This window comes from Paratractidigestivibacter sp., from assembly GCF_052362415.1.
Lineage (GTDB): Bacteria > Actinomycetota > Coriobacteriia > Coriobacteriales > Atopobiaceae > Paratractidigestivibacter.
Window position 1 is genome coordinate 1 of sequence record NZ_DAWEMK010000016.1, and the last position, 18,653, is coordinate 18,653.

Genomic DNA, 18,653 nt, shown 5'->3' on the forward strand with positions numbered 1-18,653 from the left:
TCGCGTCGGCGTCGCGGACGGTGCTCAGGCGGTGCGCGACAACGAAGCTCGTACGGCCGCGCATGAGGTTGTCGAAGGCGCGCTGGACGAGCAGCTCGGTACGGGTGTCGATGTTGCTCGTGGCCTCGTCGAGGATGAGCATCTGCGGCCGCGCGACCATCACGCGGGCAATGCACAGAAGCTGCCGCTGCCCGGCCGAGAGGCTCGCCGACCCGTCGATGACGGTGTCGTAGCCCTTGGGCAGGCGGCGGATGAACTCGTCGGCGTAGGCGGCCTTCGCGGCGGCCACGACCTCCTCGTCGGTGGCTTCGGGCCGGCCGATGGCGATGTTCTCGCGCACGGTCGCGCGGCGCACCCAGGTGTCCTGCAGGACCATGCCCCAGACGCTGCGCAGACTCGAGCGGGTGAGGGCGCGCACGTCCTTGCCGTCAACGGTGACGCTGCCGGAATCGACGTCGTAGAAGCGCATGAGCAGGTTGATGAGGGTCGTCTTGCCGCAGCCGGTGTGGCCCACGAGGGCGAAGCGCTGCCCAGGCTCGGCCGTGAGGTCGAGGTGCTCGAGGATGGGCTTGCCGGGTACGTACGAGAAGGTCACGTCATCGAGCTCGACCTTGCCATCGACGTGCTCGAGCTTGGCGGCGTCCGCGGCGTCGGGTTCCTCGAGCGGCTCGTCCACGAGCTCAAAGAGGTGCCGCGCGCAGGCGACGGAGTTCTGCAGCTCCGTGACCACGCCCGTGATGTCGTTGAACGGCTTCGCGTACTGGTCGGCGTAGCTGAGGAACGCGGAGAGCCCGCCCACGGTGATGCCGCCGGCGAGCACGACGAACGCGCCGAAGATGCCGATCGCGGCGTACACCAGCGAGTTCATGAAGCGCATCGTGGGGTTCGCGAGGGAAGAGAAGAACACTGCCTTGAAGCTCTCTTGCCCGAGGCGCGTGTCGACCTCTCGCTCGCGGGCGCACACGGACCCCTCGACGCCGAAGGCCTCGATCGTGTCCGCGCCGCCGATCATCTCTTCCACGAGGCCGGTGAGCTCGCCGCGCAGCTGGGTCTGCCCGGCGAAGTGGCGGCTCGCGTGGCTCGAGATGAACTTGGCCATCCAGACCGAGAAGGGCGTGAGCACGGTGACCACGCCCGCGATCAACGGGTTCAAGCGGAACATGAAGACGAGCGTGACCACGATGGTGAGCACGCCGCTCGGGAGCTGCTGGAAGCCCATGACGAAGCCGTTGGTCAGCTGGTCGGCGTCGTTGACGATGCGGCTGGCGACCTCGCCGTGCTCGTGGGTGTCGATGTAGGCGAGCGGCATCCGCTGCAGGTGGTCGAAGGCCTGGCAGCGCAGGTCGTAGGCGGCGTTGTAGGCCAGGCGGTTCGTCACGAGCGCGAGGGCGTACTGGGCCGCGGCGGTGACGCAGATGGTCGCCGCCATCAGGCGCGCGCAGTCGGCGAGGCCGCCGAAGTCGACCTGGCCGGGCCCCACGATGCAGTCGACCGCGCGGCCGGTGAGCATGGGCAGGGTGAGGGTGCCGACGGTCACGACGCACACGAGCGCCATGAGGGCGGCGAGCATGCCCTTGCAGCCGGAGAAGAGGCCGAGCATGCGGCGGATGGTCTGGTCGCGCTGGGCGTCCTTCTTGCCGGCGACGGTCGCGCCGGCTGCGGCGGGCCGGGCGCCTGCGGGGCGGCCCTGGTTCTGGCTGCTCATCGGTGGGCCTCCTCGTTCGTGAGCTGGGAGTCACAGATCTCGCGGTAGACCTCGCAGGTGGCGAGCAGCTCCTCGTGCGTGCCGAGGCCGACCTGTCGGCCTCCGTCGAGGACGAGGATCCGGTCGGCCGCGCGGACCGCCGCCACGCGCTGCGAGATGAGCACGACGGCGGAGCCGGCGAACTCGCGGCGGATGGCGCGGCGGAGCTTGGAGTCGGTGGCGAAGTCGAGAGCGGAGCTCGCGTCGTCGAGGATGAGCACGCCCGGGCGACGGGCGACGGTGCGCGCCACGGCGAGGCGCTGGCGCTGACCGCCGCTGAAGTTGCGCCCGAACTGCTCGACTTCTCCCTCGAGGCCGCCCTTGCCGTCGACGACCTCGGTCGCCTGGGCGCACGCGACGGCTGCCGCGAGCTCGTCTTCGGCCGCGTCGGCGTTGCCCCAGCGCAGGTTGGATGCGATGGTGCCGCTGAAGAGCTGCGGGTTCTGTGCCACGAGGCCGACCTCTCGGCGCAGGCTCTCTTGCGTGAGGTCGCGGACGTCCTCGCCGCCGACGAGCACACGGCCGGAGGTCGAGTCGTAGAAGCGCATGAGCAGCGAGGCGAGGGTGGACTTGCCCGAGCCCGTGCCGCCGATCACGCCGAGGGTCTCGCCGCGGCGCAGGTCGAAGTCGACGTGGCTCAGGGACTCGCCGCCGGCTGCGGGGTAGGCGAAGCTCACGTCGTCGAAGGCGACGAGGGGCTCGCCCGCGGGCTGTGCCGCGGCGACCTCGACGGCGTCCTTCTTGCCATCTGCGAGGGAGGGCTCGACGGCGAAGACCTCGTTGATGCGGTTCGCGCAGGCCTGGGCCTTGGCGATGGTGGTGATGAGCCAGGTGAGCTTGAGGAGCTCGACGAGGGCCTGGCTGACGTAGCTCGCCAGGGCCACGACCTGGCCCTGCGTGAGGTTGCCGATGTTCACCTGCAGGCCGCCGACCCACAGAAGCGCGATGAGGCCGAGGTTCACGACGCAGTAGGTGAGGGGGTTCACGAACATGCTGAGGTCGCCGGCCTGGAGCTGAAGGTCGCGCACGGTGCCCGCGACCTTGTGGAAGCCGGCGATCTCGGAGTCCTCCTGGCGGAAGGCGCGCAGCACGCGGGCGCCGGCGAGGTTCTCGGAGGTCTTGAGCTGGACGTCGTCGAGGGCGTGCTGGGTCTTGCGGTAGCGCTTGGTCGTGATCCCCATAAAGAAGAGGATGAACCCAACGGCCACGACGGTCGACGCGGTGAGGACCGCGCCTTCCCAGCCGTCGACGAGCAGCGCCGCGATCACGGAGCCGACGATGATGAAGGGCGAGCGCAGGATCAGGCGGAAAAAGAGGTTCAGGCCGTCCTGCACCTGCTGGGTGTCGTTGGTGATGCGCGTGACGAGCGTGGCGCGGCCGAGCCGGTCGATGTCCTCGCGCGAGAGCGTGAGGACGTGGCGGAAGAGGTCGTCGCGGCAGGCGACGCCGAACTGCGCGGCGAGCTTCGACGAGAAGTACTGCGCGACGATGGCGACGACGTAACAGAACACGGCGAGCAGCACGAGGGCGCCGGCGTGCAAAAGGATGAAGGGTTTATCGCCGTTGGCGATGCCCACGTCGATGACCTGCGCCATCACGAGGGGGACGATGAGCTGGAGGATGGCCTCCAGCCCCTTGAACGCGGGCGCGAGCACGCACTCGAGGTAGTGCCCGCGCAGGTAACGCCTCAGCTTGAACATACAGCTCCGACCTGCACTCGGTGACGGTCATTCCGGCTATCGTACCGCTAGCGGGTAAGTTCTGCGTCAATCAGGTCGGCGATGGACTCGGGGTTGAGGCCGGACTCGGCGAGAAGCGCGTCGGCGTCGTAGCGGTCCGCGAAGGCCTTGGGCAGGCCGAGGCAGCGCACGCGCGCGCCGGCGGCGCCGTCCGCGGCGGCGAGCTCGCGGGCAACGCGCTCGCCGAAGCCTCCGTCCACGCAGCCGTCCTCGAGCGTCACAAAGAGGCGCACACCCTTTTGCGCGAGGGCGACGAGGCCCTCGACGTCGACGGCGTTGGCCCAGCGGGGGTTGACGAGCGCGACGTCGATGCCGCGGGCGGCACAGGCGCGCTGGGCCTCCTCGCCGAGCGGGTAGAAGTCGCCGAGCGCGACGATGGCGGCGCGGGCGTGCTCGGCGCCGCGGGCGACCTCCGCCACGGGTGCGGAGTAGTCGGCCAAGGGCGCGAACGAGGGCCTGTTCACAAGGGCGGCGGCGGGCACGCGGATGGCCACAGGCCCGGCGGTCCCCGCCGGACGCGAGATCGACCAGTCGAGCATCGTCAGGTACTCCTCGGCGCAGGTCGGCGCGAGGTAGGTGAGGCCAGGCACGCAGCCGAGCATGGGGACGTCAAAGAAGCCCAGGTGGGTGGCATCGCTCGTGCCGTATACCGAGCAGCCGAACACGAGGACGGTCATCGGCGCGGCGTTGAGCGCCGCGTCGTGCATGAGCTGGTCGAAGGCGCGCTGCAGGAAGGTGCCGTAGACGCCGACGACCGGACGGGCGCCCGCGCAGGCGAGGGACGCCGCATACGTGATCGCGTGCTCTTCGGCGATGCCCACGTCGACGAACTGCGCGCCGGCGGCGGCGCGGCGCTCAGGCCCGAAGCCCATGATGTAGGGCGTCGCGGCGGAGATCGCGACGACACTCGGGTCCGCGGTCATGCGGCGAAGAAGGAAACCGCCCGTGAGCTGCGCGTAGTCGCGCTCCTCCTCGTCGATGGAGTGGGGGGCGGGGCTGCGGCGCTTGACGCCGGTGGCGGCGTTGAAGGGACCGACGTGGTGCCAGCCCTCCGGGTCCGCCTCGGCGGGCGCGTAGCCGCGGCCCTTGACGGTGCGCACATGCAGTACGCAGGGATGGTCGATGCCGCGCAGCTCCTCGAGCGCCCGCTCGAGGGCGAGCACGTCGTGGCCGTCGGCGACGTAGCGGTAGTCGAGGCCGAGCGAGCGGAAGTAGTTGTCGCTCGCCTGGCCGTTCGTCTCGCGCAGGCGGGCGAGGCAGCGGTAGATACCCCCGGCGTCCGGCGCGATGGACCACTCGTTGTCGTTGACGACAAAGATCATGTTGCCGCCCTGCTCGGCGGCCCAGTCGAGGCCCTCGAAGGCGAGCCCGCCGGAGAGCGAGCCGTCGCCGATCACGGCGATCACGTTCTCGTCGCCGCCGCGGAGGTCGCGCGCCTTGGCCAGGCCGCAGGCGAGGCTCGCCGCGGTGGAGGTGTGCCCGACGGCGAAGTGGTCGTGCTCGGACTCGCGCGGGTTCGTGAATCCGCTCACATCCTCGTAGGACTTGGGGTCGAGGAATGCCGCGGCGCGCCCGGTGATGATCTTGTGCGCGTAGCACTGGTGGGACACGTCGAAGACGATCTTGTCCCTCGGGGAGTCGAACACGCGGTGAAGCGCGACGGTCAGCTCGACGACCGCGAGATTGGGGCCGACGTGGCCGCCGACGACGGCGGAGGAGTCGATGATCGCGCGGCGAATCTCTGCGCAAAGGGCGCCCATCGCCTCTTCGGGCAGGGCCTTGACGTCCGCCGGGCCCTTGATCTTCTCCAAGTACACGCGCGCTCCCCCTCTCCCCAGGTCGTGAATCGGCGTCGCGAATAGCTTATCTGAGCCTGAGTAGTATAACGCTCCGATTTCGGTGTGCCGACCGCATACGGCGGGGAGCGGGGGAGCGGCTCCGCAGCATGCGCACAGAAGCGCTCCCGGTGCGTGGGTGGATGCGAGCGCCGGGCTTGTGCAAAGAAGTGCGCGCACCTAACGGGCACCCCGCGCACTTATGTAGGTTGCGTTTTGAACCGTGCGCAGACTTATGATTACATGTGCATATCTACCTGCAAAAACAACGGTCAGAATTATTGAACCTTGTTCAAAAGATACCCTAACCTGCGTAGAAAGGCAACAGCATGAGCGACATCGTCATCCTCGCCGAGACCGGCTCCGACGTCCCCGCCTCCGAGGCCGCCGAGCTCGGCATCGAGCTCGTTCCCATGCACGTCTCCATCGGCCAGAAGACCATCGACGACGGCGACCTCGCGCCCGCCGAGATGCTCGAGGAGTGCCGCCAGCTCGGCGTCCTGCCGCGCACGAGCGGCTGCACTCCGGGCGACTTCGCCAAGGCCCTCGACCGCATCCACGCCGCGCGCCCGGGCGCGCAGATCCTCTACATCGCCTACTCGGCGGTGACGACCTGCACCTACGAGTCCGCGCGCACCGCGGCCGAGGGGCGCGACTACGTGCACATGTTCGACACGCGCCACGTGACCATCGGCCAGGGCTTCGTCGTCACGCAGACTGCGCGCCACCTTGCGCAGAACCCCGATATCTCGGTCGAGGAGCTCCAGGCCTGGTCCGAGGAGCTCGCCGGGCGCATGCGCATGGGCTTCGTCCCCGGCGACCTCGGCTACCTGCGCGCGGGCGGGCGCCTCTCTAACGCGGCGTTCGTGGGCGCCACGCTGCTGCGCATCAAGCCGGTGATCGAGCTCATCGACGGCAAGCTCGTCGCGACCAAGAAGCTCCGCGGCTCCATGGAGAAAGCTGCCATCGGCCTCATGGACCACATGGCCATCCAAGGCGACTACGACCCCGAGCTCATCTACTTCGTGCGCTCCTCCGGCCTGCCGGACTCGATCCAGCGTGCCGCTGAGGCCCACGCGCGCGAGCTCGGCTTCAAGGCCTGGCGCTGGTACGACACCGGCGACGTGATCACGTCCCACTGCGGGCCCGGCTCGTTCGCGGTCGCGTTCCCGGCGGCGAAGTAAGGCATGCGGCTGCGCGGGCGGCAAGAAGGGCGCCCACGGCTGTGCAGACGCCCTTCTTGCCCGGCGATTCCGCCCGCCTTCCGTCGCGCTTGGTGCGATGATGAATACCTGCCCGCTGATTCCCGAGTTAGAAAGAAGGCCCCCTTGGTAAAGGGCATCGGCATCGACCTGGTCGATCTGGCGGAATTCCGCCGCATCTGCGAGGGCTTCGAGGCGTCGTGCGAGCGCCCCTGTGCCTTCGTCGCGCGCACCTTCACGGCTGCCGAGCTCGCCCAGGCGCGCACGCGCCACGACGCCTGCCAGTACCTCGCGGGGCGCTTTGCCGTCAAGGAGGCTGTTTTCAAGGCGGTAGCTCCGCTGACGCGCGGGGGCTTCGACCTGCGCCGCGTCGAGTGCCTCGACGCGGCCTCCGGCCAGCCGCAGGTCGTCATGGACGGCGCCCTGGCCGAGGTCTACGCCGAGGCGAGCGTGAGCTCGGTCCTCGTCTCCGTCACCAACGAGACCGCCTACGTCGAGGCCATCGCCCTCGCCCAATGACGAAAAGGGACAGTCCCTTTTCGTCATTTCCCACAACGGAAGGGGTGGAAAGCCGCTGCCCGTCTCCCTGCCACAAAGAAGCACCCCGCCGACATCAGCCGACGGGGTGCGATGACGAAAAGGGACTGTCCCTTTTCGTCATTCGGGCTTGGAGGGGTTGCGCGGAGCGGGCGCGGCGACGGGGTCGCCGTGGAGGGCCTTCTCGGGCGTGATCGGCAGGCTGCGGACGTAGTTGCCTGTGGCGTGCGCGACGGCGCTCGCGATGGCGGGCGAGGGGGTGTTGATGACGACCTCGCCGATGGACTTCGCGCCGAAGGGGCCCGTGGGCTCGTAGCTCGGCATGAACTCCACGCGCACGTCGGGCACGTCCATGCGCGACGGGATCTTGTACTGCATGAAGGAGTCGGTGCGCATCTTGCCCTTGGCGTCGTAGCTCACGTCCTCGCACATGGCCATGCCGATGCCCTGGACGAGGCCGCCCTCGACCTGGACGCGCGCGAGGTTCGTGTTGATGACGGTGCCGCAGTCGACGACGGCGGCGTAGTCGGTGAGCTCGTACTTGCCGGTCTCCTTGTCGACCTCGATCTCCGCGACGGCGGCGATGAAGGGCGGGGGAGACTGCGGCTGGGTGTTGGAGCCGTGGCCCGAGAGCATGCCCGGGTTGAGGCCGAAGCCGATGGCGCGGTTGGCGAGCTCGGCCACGGTCATGCGCTTCTTGCCGTCGACGGTCTGGACGGCGCCGGAGTCGAACTCGACGTCCTCGGGGTCGATCTCCCACCAGACGGCGGCCTGGCGGCGGATCTTGTCGCGCAGGTCCCGGGCTGCCTTGACCACGGCGCCGCCGGTCGTGTAGGTGCCCGACGAGGCGTAGGCGCCCGTGTCGAAGGGGGAGGTGTCGGTGTCGACGCCCTTGGTGACCACGTGGTCGACGTCGCAGCCGAGGATCTCGGCGGCGATCTGCGCGAGGATGGTGTCGGCGCCGGTGCCCACGTCGGTCGCGCCGATCTTGAGTACGTAGAACCCGTCGTCCTCGAGCGTGATGTCGACGTTGGCGATGTCGACGTTGGAGATTCCGGACCCCTGCATGGTGAGGGCCACGCCGCGGGCGCGGACCTTGTCGCCGAGGTCCTCGACGATCGGGCGGCGGTTCCAGCCGGTGAGGTGCATGACGCGCTTCAGGCACTCGTCCACGCGGCAGCTGCGCAGGGGCTCCTCGCCGAGCTGCCAGAGGGTCTCTCCCTCGGTGACGAGGTTCTTGAGGCGCAGCTCGCAGGGGTCCATGCCGATCTGGTCGGCGAGCTCGTTGACGGCGGACTCGACGGCGAAGCAGCCCTGCGTGGCGCCGTAGCCGCGGAAGGCGCCGCCCGGCATCGTGTTCGTGTACACGACGTCGTAGGAGAACCGGCTCGCGGCGCGGTTGTAGAGCGGCAGCGACTTCGCGCCGACGAGGCCGATGGTCGTGGTGGCGTGGTAGCCGTAGGCGCCGGCGTTGGAGAGCGCATAGAGATCGATGGCGGTGATGGTCCCGTCGCGGCGGGCGCCGAGGCGCACGCGCATCTTCATCTCGTGGCGGGAGTTCGAGCAGCTCATCGTCTCGACGCGGGAATAGATGCACTTGCAGGGGCGGCCCGTCTTCATGGCGGCGAAGGCCGCGTAGACCTCGTTGCAGCCGGTCTGCTTGGCGCCGAAGCCGCCGCCCACGCGGGGCTTGATCACGCGGACCTGGCTTTTGGGGATGCCGAGGGCGATGGCCACCTGGCGGCGGATGTGGAAGGGGACCTGCGTGGACGCCACGACGGTCAGACGCCCGAAGGCGTCGGTGTAGGCGTAGGAGCGCATGGTCTCCATCATGGCCTGCTCGGCGGCCTGGGTGTGGTACTCGCGGTCGATGACGATGTCCGCGGCGGCGAGCTCGGCGTCCACGTCGCCGTGCTCGTGCACGTCGTGGGCGACGAGGTTGCGCTTGGGGTCGCCCGTGCGGTCGGCGCCGTAGGACCAGTCCTTCTCGTCGTGGATGACGGTCGGGTTGTCGAGCGCCTGCTCCATGTCGAGGATGGCGGGGAGCTTCTCGTAGGTGACCTTGACGAGCTTGGCAGCCTTGGCGGCGGCCTCCTCGGTCTCTGCTACGACCATGGCGACCTCGTCGCCGACGTAGCGGACGACGTCGTCGAGGATCCTGGTGTCGTAGGGGGAGCACTCGAGGTAGGACTGGCCGGCGAGCGTGAAGCTGTTGCGCGGGGCGTCCTCGGGGGTGTAGACGGCGACGACGCCGGGGACCGCGAGCGCGCGGGAGGTGTCGATCTTGGTCACGCGGGCGTGGGCCTGGCCGCTGCGCACGAGCTTGACGATGAGCGCGTCGTCGGGCGCTAGGTCGTCGGCGTAGGCAGGCTTGCCGGCAAGAAGCGCGTAGGCGTCCTTCTTTACGACGGGACGGGAAAGCGAGCTGCCGCGGTCTGAGGAGGTGACGCCCTTGCCGGCGGCCTTGACCTGCTTCTCCATGGCGACGGCGGCCTCGGAGCGCTCGGAGAGCCTGCCGCCGGGGTTCTTGTGGCGGCCGAGGAAGCGGCGGATGGCGCGCATCTGGCTCGCATAGCCCGAGCAGCGGCAGAGGTTGCCCGAGAGGAAGCGGCGGATGGTCTCGTCGTCGGCGTCGGGGTGCTTGCGGTCGAGGGCGAGGACGTCCATCTCGAGGCCGGGGGAGCAGAATCCGCACTGCTCGGCGCCCTCCTCGGCCATGCAGCGGGCGAACTCCTCGCGCGCGGGGCCGACGCCCTCGAGCGTGGTCACGGCATGGCCGTCGACGCGCGCCATGAGGACGGAGCACGAGAGCACGGGCTCTTCGTCGAGCCACACGGTGCACAGGCCGCAGTTGCTCGTCTCGCAGCCGCACTTGACGGACTTGATGTGGTGCGCGCGCAGCCATGCAAAGAGGGTCTGGTCGGGCGCGGCGTCCTCGGTGACCTCGCGGCCGTTGAGGGTGAAGGTGAGCTTCATTACTGGATGACCCCCTTGGGCTTGGCGGCCTCGGCGGCCAGGCGGAGCTCGGTCTCGACGTCGAGCTGGTTGGTGGCGGTGAGGATCGCGCGGCGGCTGAGCACCTCGGCGAGCTCGGCGCGGTAGTCGGCGCTCGCGCGGCGGTCGGTGCCGTAGTTGAGGTAACGGGCGCGCTCGCACGCGGCGGCGAGCTCGTCGGGCGTGAAGTCGCGGGGGAGGGCGAGCTCGTCGCCCTCGAGGAACTTGGCCTTCTTTGGCCGGGCGCCGACGGCGAGGTGCCACTCGTCGTCCCACAGCGCGGCACACACGTTGAGGGTCGAGAAGTCCGTTGCGGAGTTGCGCACGCACTGGAAGCTCGCGCGGTAGTCGTGCTTGCGGACGACGATGCGCTCGAGGACGTCGCGCGCCGCGCCGCCGTTGACGAAGTCGGCGAAGCGCATGGTGCCGGCACCGGTGAACTCCACCCAGGTGTCCAGGGGCAGCAGCGCCGTGACGATGTCCGAGAAGCCCATGCGCGCGTAGGCCGAGCCGCCCACGGTGGCGAGGTTGCGGAATTGGGTGCCGATGATGTCGTGCACGCCGTCGGTAAAGACGTTGCGCGTCATGCGGGCGAAGGCCTCGTGGTTCTCGAGCTGGCCGAGCGTGACCATCGCGCCGATGACGAAGGCGTCGTCGGTCTCCTCGATCCGGTCCAGGCCGCAGCCCGAGAGGTCGATGCCGATGGGGATCGTCCGGTCCGAGAGGCGAAGCCACATCATGCCGCCGATGACGGTGGCGAGCCGGTTCTCCTGCAGGAGGTCGTAGGCCTCCTTTGTGCTTGCGGGGCGAGCGTATTGCTCGAATTTGAGCACGGGTCCTCCTCGGTCGCGCTTCTTGTCATGCAAAGAACAAATTTTACAACAGCTCAGAGGCCCAATTTAATATCCCCACACGTGCTGCGTTGTGTTTTCGAAGCTATATCGCCCCTATCCAGCGTTGGTGGGTTACGGGGAGGTTACGCGTTACGCGGGGATTTCTCGCGTATATCGGTTTACCTGCACTGATGTGACGAATGTTGCCTAGCGCAACTATCGTGTTTCGCCGTTTGCCGCCAAATCCAGACCGCTCGCCGCCCTCGCGTATAACCGCAAGCGAACGCACCGAACAACGACGAAAGGAAGGTCTGGATGACGAATCGTCAGGCAAATCTGAGCCGGCGCTCGTTCGTGGGGCTCATGGGCCTCGCTGCCTCCGCGTCCACAGCCTCCGCCCTTGCCGGCTGCAGCGGCAGCGCCGTCGCGACCGTCGCCGCGGGCGCGCAGGGCGCCGAGCCCGTCTCCGCCGCGTCCTCCGCCGACGGCGCGGACGGCGTCTTCGGCGACACGATCAAGGTCGGCATCCTCCACTCGCTCTCGGGCACGATGGCGATCTCGGAGACCTCCGTCCGCGACGCCGAGGTCCTCGCCATCGACGAGATCAACGCTGCCGGCGGCGTCCTGGGCAAGAAGCTCGTCCCGGTCGTCGAGGACGGCGCCTCGAGCAACGCCACCTTCTCGGAGAAGGCCACGAAGCTCCTCGACTCCGACGGCGTCGCCTGCGTCTTCGGCTGCTGGACCTCGGCCTCGCGCAAGGCGGTCCTGCCCGTCTTCGAGTCCAAGAACGGCCTGCTCTGGTACCCCGTCCAGTACGAGGGCATGGAGTCGTCGAGGAACATCTTCTACGTCGGCGCCGCGCCCAATCAGCAGATCGTCCCGGCCGTCGACTACCTCGCGCAGAACTACGGCCCGCGCATCTTCCTCATGGGCTCCGACTACGTGTTTCCCCGCACGGCGAACTCCGTCATCAAGGCGCAGGCCGCGGCCAAGGGCTACAACATCGTCGGCGAGACCTACACCCCGATGGGTCACACCGACTACGCGACCATCATCAACAAGATCCGCGCCGCCAAGCCCGACTTCGTCTTCAACACGCTGAACGGCGACTCCAACGTGAGCTTCTTCAAGCAGCTCAAGGACTCCGGCATCACCTGCGACGACGTGATGACCTGCTCGGTCTCCATCGCCGAGGAAGAAGTCAAGGGCATCGGCGCCTCCTACGTCGAGGGCCACCTCGTGAGCTGGAACTACTACGAGTCCACCGACACCCCCGAAAACCGGAGGTTCGTGGCCGCCTACAAGGCCGCCTACGGCGACTCGCGCGTGACCGACGACCCCATCGAGGCCGGCTACGACGCGGTCTACCTCTGGAAGGCCGCCGTCGAGGCCGCCGGCTCCACGAACGTCGACGCCGTGCGCGCCGCGGCGGGCGGAATCACCTTCGACGCCCCGGAGGGCACGATGACCATCGACGGCGAGAACCAGCACATGTACAAGCCCGTCCGCATCGGGCGCATCAACGCCGACGGCCTCATCGACGAGGTCTGGTCGACGGGCGACTCCGTCAAGCCCGACCCCTACCTCAAGGGCTACGACTGGGCGGCGGGCCTGAGCAAGAAGGAGGCGTGACGTGGAAACAGTGATCATGCAGGTGTTCAACGGCATCAGCCTGAGCTCCATCCTGCTTTTGGCCGCCATCGGCCTGGCCATCACCTTCGGCCTCATGGGCGTCATCAACATGGCGCACGGCGAGTTCATCATGATCGGCGCCTACACGGCCTACGTGGTGCAGAACGCCTTCCGCGACCTCGCGCCCGCCGCCCTCGGCGCCTACGTGCCCGTGGCCATCGTCGCGTCCTTCGTCGTCGCGGCGGCGCTCGGCCTCGTCCTCGAGAAGCTCGTCATCTGCCGCCTCTACGGGCGCACCGAGGACTCGCTGCTCGTGACCTGGGGCGTGAGCCTCATCTTGCAGCAGGCCGCGCGCAACATCTTCGGCTCCGCCAACGTCGGCGTCGAGGTCCCGGCCTACATGCAGGGGTCGCTGCGCATCGGCGACGTCTACCTGCCCTACACGCGCATCTGGATCCTCGTGATCGCGCTTCTGGCACTTCTTGCCGTCTATGTCCTGATGTTCCGCACGCGCTGGGGCCGCAACATCCGCGCCGTCATGCAGAACCGCCAGATGGCCTCCTCGCTCGGCGTGAACACCCGCGCGGTCGACGGCGCGACCTTCGCCTTCGGCTGCGGGCTGGCGGGCCTCGCCGGCTGCACCCTCACCTGGATCGGCCTCATCGGCGCGACGCTCGGCCAGAACTACATCGTCAACGCATTCATGACCGTCGTCGTGGGCGGCGTGGGGTCGATCTTCGGCAGCGTCTTCGGCGCGGCGTTCATCGGCATCGGCCAGTCGGCCTTCGAGTTCTTCACCGACGCCTCGCTCGGCCAGGTGCTCATCTTCGCCTGCATCATCGTGCTGCTCCAGTTCAAGCCCAAGGGTCTCTTCGAGACCAGGAACCGCTCGCTCGAGGACTAAGGGGACGCAATGACCGAGAAGAAATCAAAGAAGTGGGTCGTGGCGGCGGTCGTCTTTATCGTGCTCGCCGTCCTGCCCCTCATGCTCCCGCTCTTCCGCGTGAGCCTCATCGGAAAGTACATGTGCTTCGCCATCGTGGCGCTCGGCCTCGACATGATCTGGGGCTACACCGGCATCATGAGCCTGGGCCACGGCGTCTACTTCGGCCTCGGCGCCTACGCTATGGCGATGTACCTCAAGCTCGAGGCTTCCGGCGGCGGGCTTCCCGACTTCATGACCTGGAGCGGGTTCGACGCGCTGCCCTTCTGGTGGGTGCCCTTCGGCAACGCCGGCTTCGCCTTCGCGATGATCGTCGTCGTGCCCGTCGTGGTCGCCGTCGTCATCGGGCTCCTCACCTTCCTCAACCGCATCCGCGGCGTGTACTTCACCATCCTCTCGCAGGCGCTCGCCATGATCCTCTCGGTGCTGCTCATCGGCTGCCAGCAGTACACCGGCGGCTCCAACGGCCTCACCGACTTCGACACGCTGCTGGGCCTGCCGCTCGACGCGCCCGCGACCAAGCTCGCCCTCTACTACGTGACCCTCGCCGTGCTCGTCGCGCTCTTTGCCCTGTGCTCGGTCCTCGTCGGCCGCCGCGTGGGAAAGATCCTCATCGCCATCCGCGACTCCGAGAACCGCGTGCGCTTCACGGGCTACAACACCGCGCTGTTCAAGGTGTTCGTCTACGCGCTCTCCGCCGCCATCGCCGGCATCGCGGGCGCCCTGTACGTGAGCCAGGTCGGCATCATCACGCCCTCCGACGTCGCCGTGAGCCCCTCGATCGAGATGATCATCTGGGTCGCCATCGGCGGCAAGGGCACGCTCGCCGGACCCGTCCTCGGCGCGCTTCTGGTCAACGGGGTCAAGACCTTCGCCTCCGAGGGCTTCCCCGACCTGTGGAGCTACGGCCTCGGCCTCGTCTGCGTGCTCGTGATCCTCTTCCTCCCCGGCGGCCTGATGTCGATCAAGGACGTCCCGGCGCGCCTCCGCGCCTGGAGATCCCGCCGTGCCGGCGCCGAGAACATACCCGAGCTCGAACAGGAAGGAGGCCGGGCGTAATGGCACTCTTCAGCACCGCGCTCGCCGCCCCCGCGGCGGCCGCGAAGGACCCCGCGCTTCTGTCCATCGAGGACGTGAGCATCAGCTTCGGCGACTTCAAGGCGATCAAGGACGTCTCCACCTCCGTGGGCCAAAACGAGATCCGCTTCTTCATCGGCCCCAACGGCGCCGGAAAGACGACCATGCTCGACGCCATCTGCGGCAAGAACAAGGTCTCCGGCGGCCACATCCTCTACAAGGGCAAGTACGACCTGACCCGCATGCGCGAGTACAAGATCGCGAACCTCGGCATCGGCCGCAAGTTCCAGGCCCCCTCGGTCTTCAACGGCATCACGATCCTCGAGAACATGGAGCTCGCCGCCGCCGGCAAGCACACCCTGTACTCGACGACCTTCAAGAAGCTCTCGGCCGACACCGAGGACCACATCCGCTACGTCCTCGACTTCATCGGCCTCGACGCAAAGAAGTTCGACTACCCGACGCGCCTTTCCCACGGCGAGAAGCAATGGCTCGAGATCGGCATGCTGCTCGCCGAGCGCCCCGACCTGCTGCTGCTCGACGAGCCCGTGGCCGGCATGAGCCGCCGCGAGACCGAGCACACCGCCGAGCTGCTCCAGAAGGTCAAGGAGGAGTGCTCCGTCATCGTGGTCGAGCACGACATGCAGTTCGCCCGCGACGTGTCCGATAAGGTCACGGTCTTCCACGAGGGGCGGATCCTCGACGAGGGCACGATGGACGAGGTGTCCAAGAACCAGCAGGTCATCGATGTGTACCTGGGACGAGGAGGCGAGGCTTAGGATGACGGACGAGAAACCCACCCTCGAGGTCAGCGGCCTTTGGGCCGGATACGGCGAGGGCATGGTGCTGCAGGGCGTCGACCTCGCGGCGGCGCGCGGGCGCGTGACCTGCCTCGTGGGGCGCAACGGCGCGGGCAAGACGACGACGCTCAAGACCGTGATGGGCCTTCTGCCCGCGGCGCGGGGACGGGTGCTCGTCGAGGACGCCGACGTCACGGCGCTGCCGCCCTACGAGCGCGCACACGCCGGCATCGGCTACGTGCCGCAGGGGCGCGAGATCTTCCCGCAGCTCACGGTGCGCGAGAACCTGCAGCTCGGTCTCGAGGCGCGCGGCGGCAAGGGGCAGATCGACGAGTCGATCTTCGAGACGTTCCCCATCCTGCGCGAGTTCCTCGACCGGCGCGGCGGCGACCTTTCCGGCGGGCAGCAGCAACAACTCGCCATCGCCCGTGCGCTCATGGGCAAGCCGAAGGTCCTTGTGCTCGACGAGCCCACCGAGGGCATCCAGCCCAACGTCATCGACGAGATCGGCGACGTGCTGCGCCGGATCTCGAAGGACATCGCGGTGCTCATCGTCGAGCAGTACCTCGAGTTCGTCCTCGGCATCGCAGACGAGTGCTACGTCCTCGAGAAGGGCCGCGTCATCATGAGCGGCGCGCCCGCCGAGCTCGATCAAGAGAGGCTCCAGCAGACGATGTCGCTGTAGGGCCTGCGTGCCGCGCCCTTCTTGCCGGCCCCAATTGTTACGCGATGTTTCGCGGTGTTACGCGCTCGGTCCCGGGGCGTAAAGGGTCTCTTTCTTGTCCCGCGACGGCCGTAGGATACAGGCGAGTGAAACCCGTGGAAAGGACGACGATGCGACTAAACGATAAGGACCAGGAGAAGCTCATGCTCCACCTGGCCGGCCAGCTCGCGCACGAGCGCCGCGACCGGGGCCTCAAGCTCAACTACCCCGAGGCGGTCGCCCTCATCAGCTCCGATTTGCTCGAGCTCGCCCGCGACGGGCACGACGTCAGCGAGCTCATGAGCATGGGCCGCCAGATCCTCACGGCCGACGACGTCATGGACGGCGTGCCCGCCATGGTCAAGGAGGTGCAGGTCGAGGCCACGTTCCCCGACGGCACCAAGCTCGTCACCGTCCACGACCCCATCCAGTAGGAGGCGCCCCGTGATTCCAGGAGAAGTCATCTGCGCCGATGGCGACATCGAGCTCAACGCCGAGCGCAAGACCATCGAGCTTTCCGTGACCAACCTCGGCGACCGGCCCGTTCAGGTCGGCAGCCACTTCCACTTCTTTGAGGTCAACCGCTGCCTCAGCTTCGACCGCGCGGCGGCGTTCGGCTATCGCCTCGACGTGCCCTCGGGCAACTCCGTGCGCTTCGAGCCGGGGGAGGAGAAGGTCGTGCGCTTGGTCGAGCTCGGCGGCGCGCGCACCGTCTACGGCCTGAACGACCTCACGCGCTCCGAGGCCGTGGCGCGCAACGAGGCCGCGAGCCTCGAGCGCGCGCATCGCCGCGGGTTCGACAAGTACGTTGAGGGCGTGGCCTGCGGATTCGCGCCCGGTTGGGACGCGGGCGTCGAGGGCCTGAGGGGGGATGAGTAGCGTGTCTTTGCAGATCAGCAGGCAGAAGTACGCGGCCATGTACGGCCCGACGACGGGCGACAAGGTCCGCCTCGCCGACACGAGCCTCGTGATCGAGGTCGAGCGCGACCTCACGACCTACGGCGACGAGGCCAAGTTCGGCGGCGGCAAGACCCTGCGCGACGGCATGGGCCAAAACGTCAAGGGCACGAGCGCCGACGGCGTGCTCGACCTCGTCATCACCAACGCGCTCATCCTCGACTACACCGGCATCTACAAGGCCGACATCGGCATCAAGGGCGGCTACATCGTGGGGATCGGCCATGCAGGCAACCCCGACACGATGGACAACGTGACGCCCGGGATGGTCGTCGGCGCGGGCACCGAGGCGCTCGCGGGCGAGGGCCTCATCGTGACCGCCGGCGGCATCGACACCCATATCCACTTCATCTGCCCGCAGCAGATCGACTGCGCGCTCTACTCCGGCGTGACCACCATGATCGGCGGCGGCACGGGCCCCGCCGACGGCACGAACGCCGTGACCTCGACGCCCGGCCCCTGGAACATCCACATGATGCTCAAGGCCGCCGAGGACTACCCCATGAACCTCGGCTTCACCGGCAAGGGCAACTGCTCCGACGAGCGGCCGCTCGCCGAGCAGGTCGAGGCCGGCGCGCTCGGCCTCAAGGTCCACGAGGACTGGGGCGCGACGCCGGCGGCCATCAACCACGCGCTCAACGTGGCCGATGCCTATGACGTGCAGGTTTCCCTGCACACGGACACGCTCAACGAGGCCGGCTGCGTGGAGGACACCATCGCCGCCATCGGCGGGCGCGCTATCCACACCTACCACACCGAGGGCGCCGGCGGTGGGCACGCGCCCGACATCATCCGCGCGGCGGCCGAGCCGAACATCCTGCCCAGCTCGACGAACCCGACGATGCCCTTCACGGTGAACACCCTCGACGAGCACATGGACATGCTCATGGTCTGCCACCACCTGGACAAGTCCATCCCCGAGGACGTCGCCTTCGCCGACTCGCGCATCCGCCCCGAGACCATCGCTGCCGAGGACGTCCTGCAGGACATGGGGGTCTTTAGCATGATGAGCTCGGACTCCCAGGCCATGGGCCGCGTGGGCGAGGTCATCACCCGCACCTGGCAGACCGCGTCAAAGATGCGCGACCAGCGCGGGCCCCTGCCCGAGGACGAGGGACACGGCAACGACAACTTCCGCGCGCGCCGCTACGTGGCCAAGTACACGATCAACCCGGCTGTCGCGCACGGCATCTCGGACTACGTGGGTTCCGTCGAGGTGGGCAAGTTCGCCGACCTCGTGCTGTGGAACCCGGCCTTCTTCGGGAGCCGCCCGGACATCATCGTCAAGGGCGGCATGATCGTCGCGTCAAAGATGGGCGACGCCAACGCCTCGATCCCCACGACCGAGCCGGTCACCTACCGCCACATGTTCGCCGCCGACGGCCTCGCGCGCGCCACGAGCTGCCTCACCTTCGTGAGCCAGGCCGCCCTCGACCTCGAGGTCCCCAAGCAGCTGGGGCTCCAGAAGCGCTGCGTCGCGGTCCACAACTGCCGCAACATCGGCAAGAAGGACATGCGCCTGAATGACGCCACGCCCTCGATCGAGGTCGACCCCGAGACCTACAAGGTGACGGTCGACGGAGAGATCGCCACCTGCGAGCCCGCCCGGAAGCTGCCGCTCACGCAGCTCTATAACCTGTTTTAGGAGGACGCCGAT

The 18,653-nt window shown here is 68.1% G+C and carries 15 protein-coding genes; 10 read left to right on the plus strand and 5 right to left on the minus strand.

Annotated features, from left to right (window positions below; all coding sequences use genetic code 11):
• From ACT84W_RS02970 to ACT84W_RS02980, 3 genes are all read right to left on the minus strand, one after another.
• Positions 1 to 1,705: ABC transporter ATP-binding protein (locus ACT84W_RS02970; RefSeq protein ID WP_444328158.1), on the minus strand; the 1,705-nt coding region annotated here is incomplete at its 3' end.
• Positions 1,702 to 3,444, minus strand: coding sequence for an ABC transporter ATP-binding protein (locus ACT84W_RS02975; protein ID WP_432290330.1), 1,743 nt, complete (start codon positions 3,442 to 3,444; stop codon positions 1,702 to 1,704). The genes ACT84W_RS02970 and ACT84W_RS02975, both read right to left, overlap by 4 nt.
• Positions 3,445 to 3,491: 47 nt before the next feature.
• Complete coding sequence (locus ACT84W_RS02980) at positions 3,492 to 5,300, minus strand: 1-deoxy-D-xylulose-5-phosphate synthase (RefSeq protein WP_444328159.1); 1,809 nt, start codon at positions 5,298 to 5,300, stop codon at positions 3,492 to 3,494.
• A 347-nt stretch (positions 5,301 to 5,647) separates the two neighbouring features.
• Here ACT84W_RS02980 and ACT84W_RS02985 point away from each other — a divergent pair, with 347 nt between their 5' ends.
• Positions 5,648 to 6,502 (plus strand): DegV family protein, encoded by an 855-nt coding sequence (locus tag ACT84W_RS02985; RefSeq protein ID WP_417576334.1) that lies wholly within the window; start codon positions 5,648 to 5,650, stop codon positions 6,500 to 6,502.
• Positions 6,503 to 6,646: 144 nt separating this feature from the next.
• The gene (locus ACT84W_RS02990; RefSeq protein WP_444328160.1) at positions 6,647 to 7,039 is read left to right on the plus strand and encodes a holo-ACP synthase; all 393 of its coding nucleotides are present in this window, start codon (positions 6,647 to 6,649) and stop codon (positions 7,037 to 7,039) included.
• A gap of 138 nt (positions 7,040 to 7,177) precedes the next feature.
• On the opposite strand, the gene ACT84W_RS02995 is transcribed toward ACT84W_RS02990, so the two are convergent.
• Both ACT84W_RS02995 and ACT84W_RS03000 read right to left on the minus strand, forming a co-directional pair.
• Complete coding sequence (locus tag ACT84W_RS02995; protein ID WP_444328161.1) at positions 7,178 to 10,033, minus strand: molybdopterin-dependent oxidoreductase; 2,856 nt, start codon at positions 10,031 to 10,033, stop codon at positions 7,178 to 7,180.
• Complete coding sequence (locus tag ACT84W_RS03000; RefSeq protein WP_432290335.1) at positions 10,033 to 10,884, minus strand: FAD binding domain-containing protein; 852 nt, start codon at positions 10,882 to 10,884, stop codon at positions 10,033 to 10,035. The genes ACT84W_RS02995 and ACT84W_RS03000 overlap by 1 nt, the downstream gene beginning before the upstream one ends.
• 315 nt (positions 10,885 to 11,199) lie before the next feature.
• On the opposite strand from ACT84W_RS03000, the gene urtA reads away from it, so the two are divergent.
• The 8 genes from urtA (at position 11,200) to ureC (ending at position 18,641) form a co-directional block, all read left to right on the plus strand.
• Positions 11,200 to 12,516 carry an urea ABC transporter substrate-binding protein gene (urtA, locus tag ACT84W_RS03005; protein ID WP_444328162.1) on the plus strand — a complete coding sequence of 439 codons (1,317 nt, stop codon included), beginning with the start codon at positions 11,200 to 11,202 and terminating at the stop codon, positions 12,514 to 12,516.
• 1 nt (position 12,517) lies between these two features.
• Complete coding sequence (gene urtB / locus ACT84W_RS03010) at positions 12,518 to 13,420, plus strand: urea ABC transporter permease subunit UrtB (protein WP_432290337.1); 903 nt, start codon at positions 12,518 to 12,520, stop codon at positions 13,418 to 13,420.
• 9 nt (positions 13,421 to 13,429) lie between these two features.
• Positions 13,430 to 14,518: an urea ABC transporter permease subunit UrtC gene (urtC, locus tag ACT84W_RS03015; protein WP_444328163.1), complete on the plus strand. Its 1,089-nt coding sequence runs from the start codon at positions 13,430 to 13,432 to the stop codon at positions 14,516 to 14,518.
• Complete coding sequence (urtD, locus tag ACT84W_RS03020; protein ID WP_432290339.1) at positions 14,518 to 15,315, plus strand: urea ABC transporter ATP-binding protein UrtD; 798 nt, start codon at positions 14,518 to 14,520, stop codon at positions 15,313 to 15,315. Before urtC ends, urtD begins: the two co-directional genes overlap by 1 nt.
• Position 15,316: 1 nt before the next feature.
• Positions 15,317 to 16,021: an urea ABC transporter ATP-binding subunit UrtE gene (gene urtE / locus ACT84W_RS03025; RefSeq protein WP_444328164.1), complete on the plus strand. Its 705-nt coding sequence runs from the start codon at positions 15,317 to 15,319 to the stop codon at positions 16,019 to 16,021.
• 149 nt (positions 16,022 to 16,170) lie between these two features.
• A complete protein-coding gene (gene ureA / locus ACT84W_RS03030; RefSeq protein ID WP_432290341.1) occupies positions 16,171 to 16,473 on the plus strand; it encodes an urease subunit gamma in 303 nt (100 codons plus the stop codon).
• A gap of 10 nt (positions 16,474 to 16,483) precedes the next feature.
• Positions 16,484 to 16,918 (plus strand): urease subunit beta, encoded by a 435-nt coding sequence (gene ureB / locus ACT84W_RS03035; protein WP_444328165.1) that lies wholly within the window; start codon positions 16,484 to 16,486, stop codon positions 16,916 to 16,918.
• A gap of 1 nt (position 16,919) precedes the next feature.
• Positions 16,920 to 18,641, plus strand: coding sequence for an urease subunit alpha (gene ureC, locus ACT84W_RS03040; protein WP_444328166.1), 1,722 nt, complete (start codon positions 16,920 to 16,922; stop codon positions 18,639 to 18,641).
• Positions 18,642 to 18,653: the final 12 nt, after the last annotated feature.

Coding starts and splice junctions, on each gene's coding strand:
- ACT84W_RS02975 (WP_432290330.1), bottom strand. CDS start 3,444: ATGTTCAAGCTGAGGCGTTACCTGCGCGGGCACTACCTCGAGTGCGTG.
- ACT84W_RS02985 (WP_417576334.1), top strand. CDS start 5,648: ATGAGCGACATCGTCATCCTCGCCGAGACCGGCTCCGACGTCCCCGCC.
- ACT84W_RS02995 (WP_444328161.1), bottom strand. CDS start 10,033: ATGAAGCTCACCTTCACCCTCAACGGCCGCGAGGTCACCGAGGACGCC.
- urtA (WP_444328162.1), top strand. CDS start 11,200: ATGACGAATCGTCAGGCAAATCTGAGCCGGCGCTCGTTCGTGGGGCTC.
- urtC (WP_444328163.1), top strand. CDS start 13,430: ATGACCGAGAAGAAATCAAAGAAGTGGGTCGTGGCGGCGGTCGTCTTT.
- urtD (WP_432290339.1), top strand. CDS start 14,518: ATGGCACTCTTCAGCACCGCGCTCGCCGCCCCCGCGGCGGCCGCGAAG.
- urtE (WP_444328164.1), top strand. CDS start 15,317: ATGACGGACGAGAAACCCACCCTCGAGGTCAGCGGCCTTTGGGCCGGA.
- ureA (WP_432290341.1), top strand. CDS start 16,171: ATGCGACTAAACGATAAGGACCAGGAGAAGCTCATGCTCCACCTGGCC.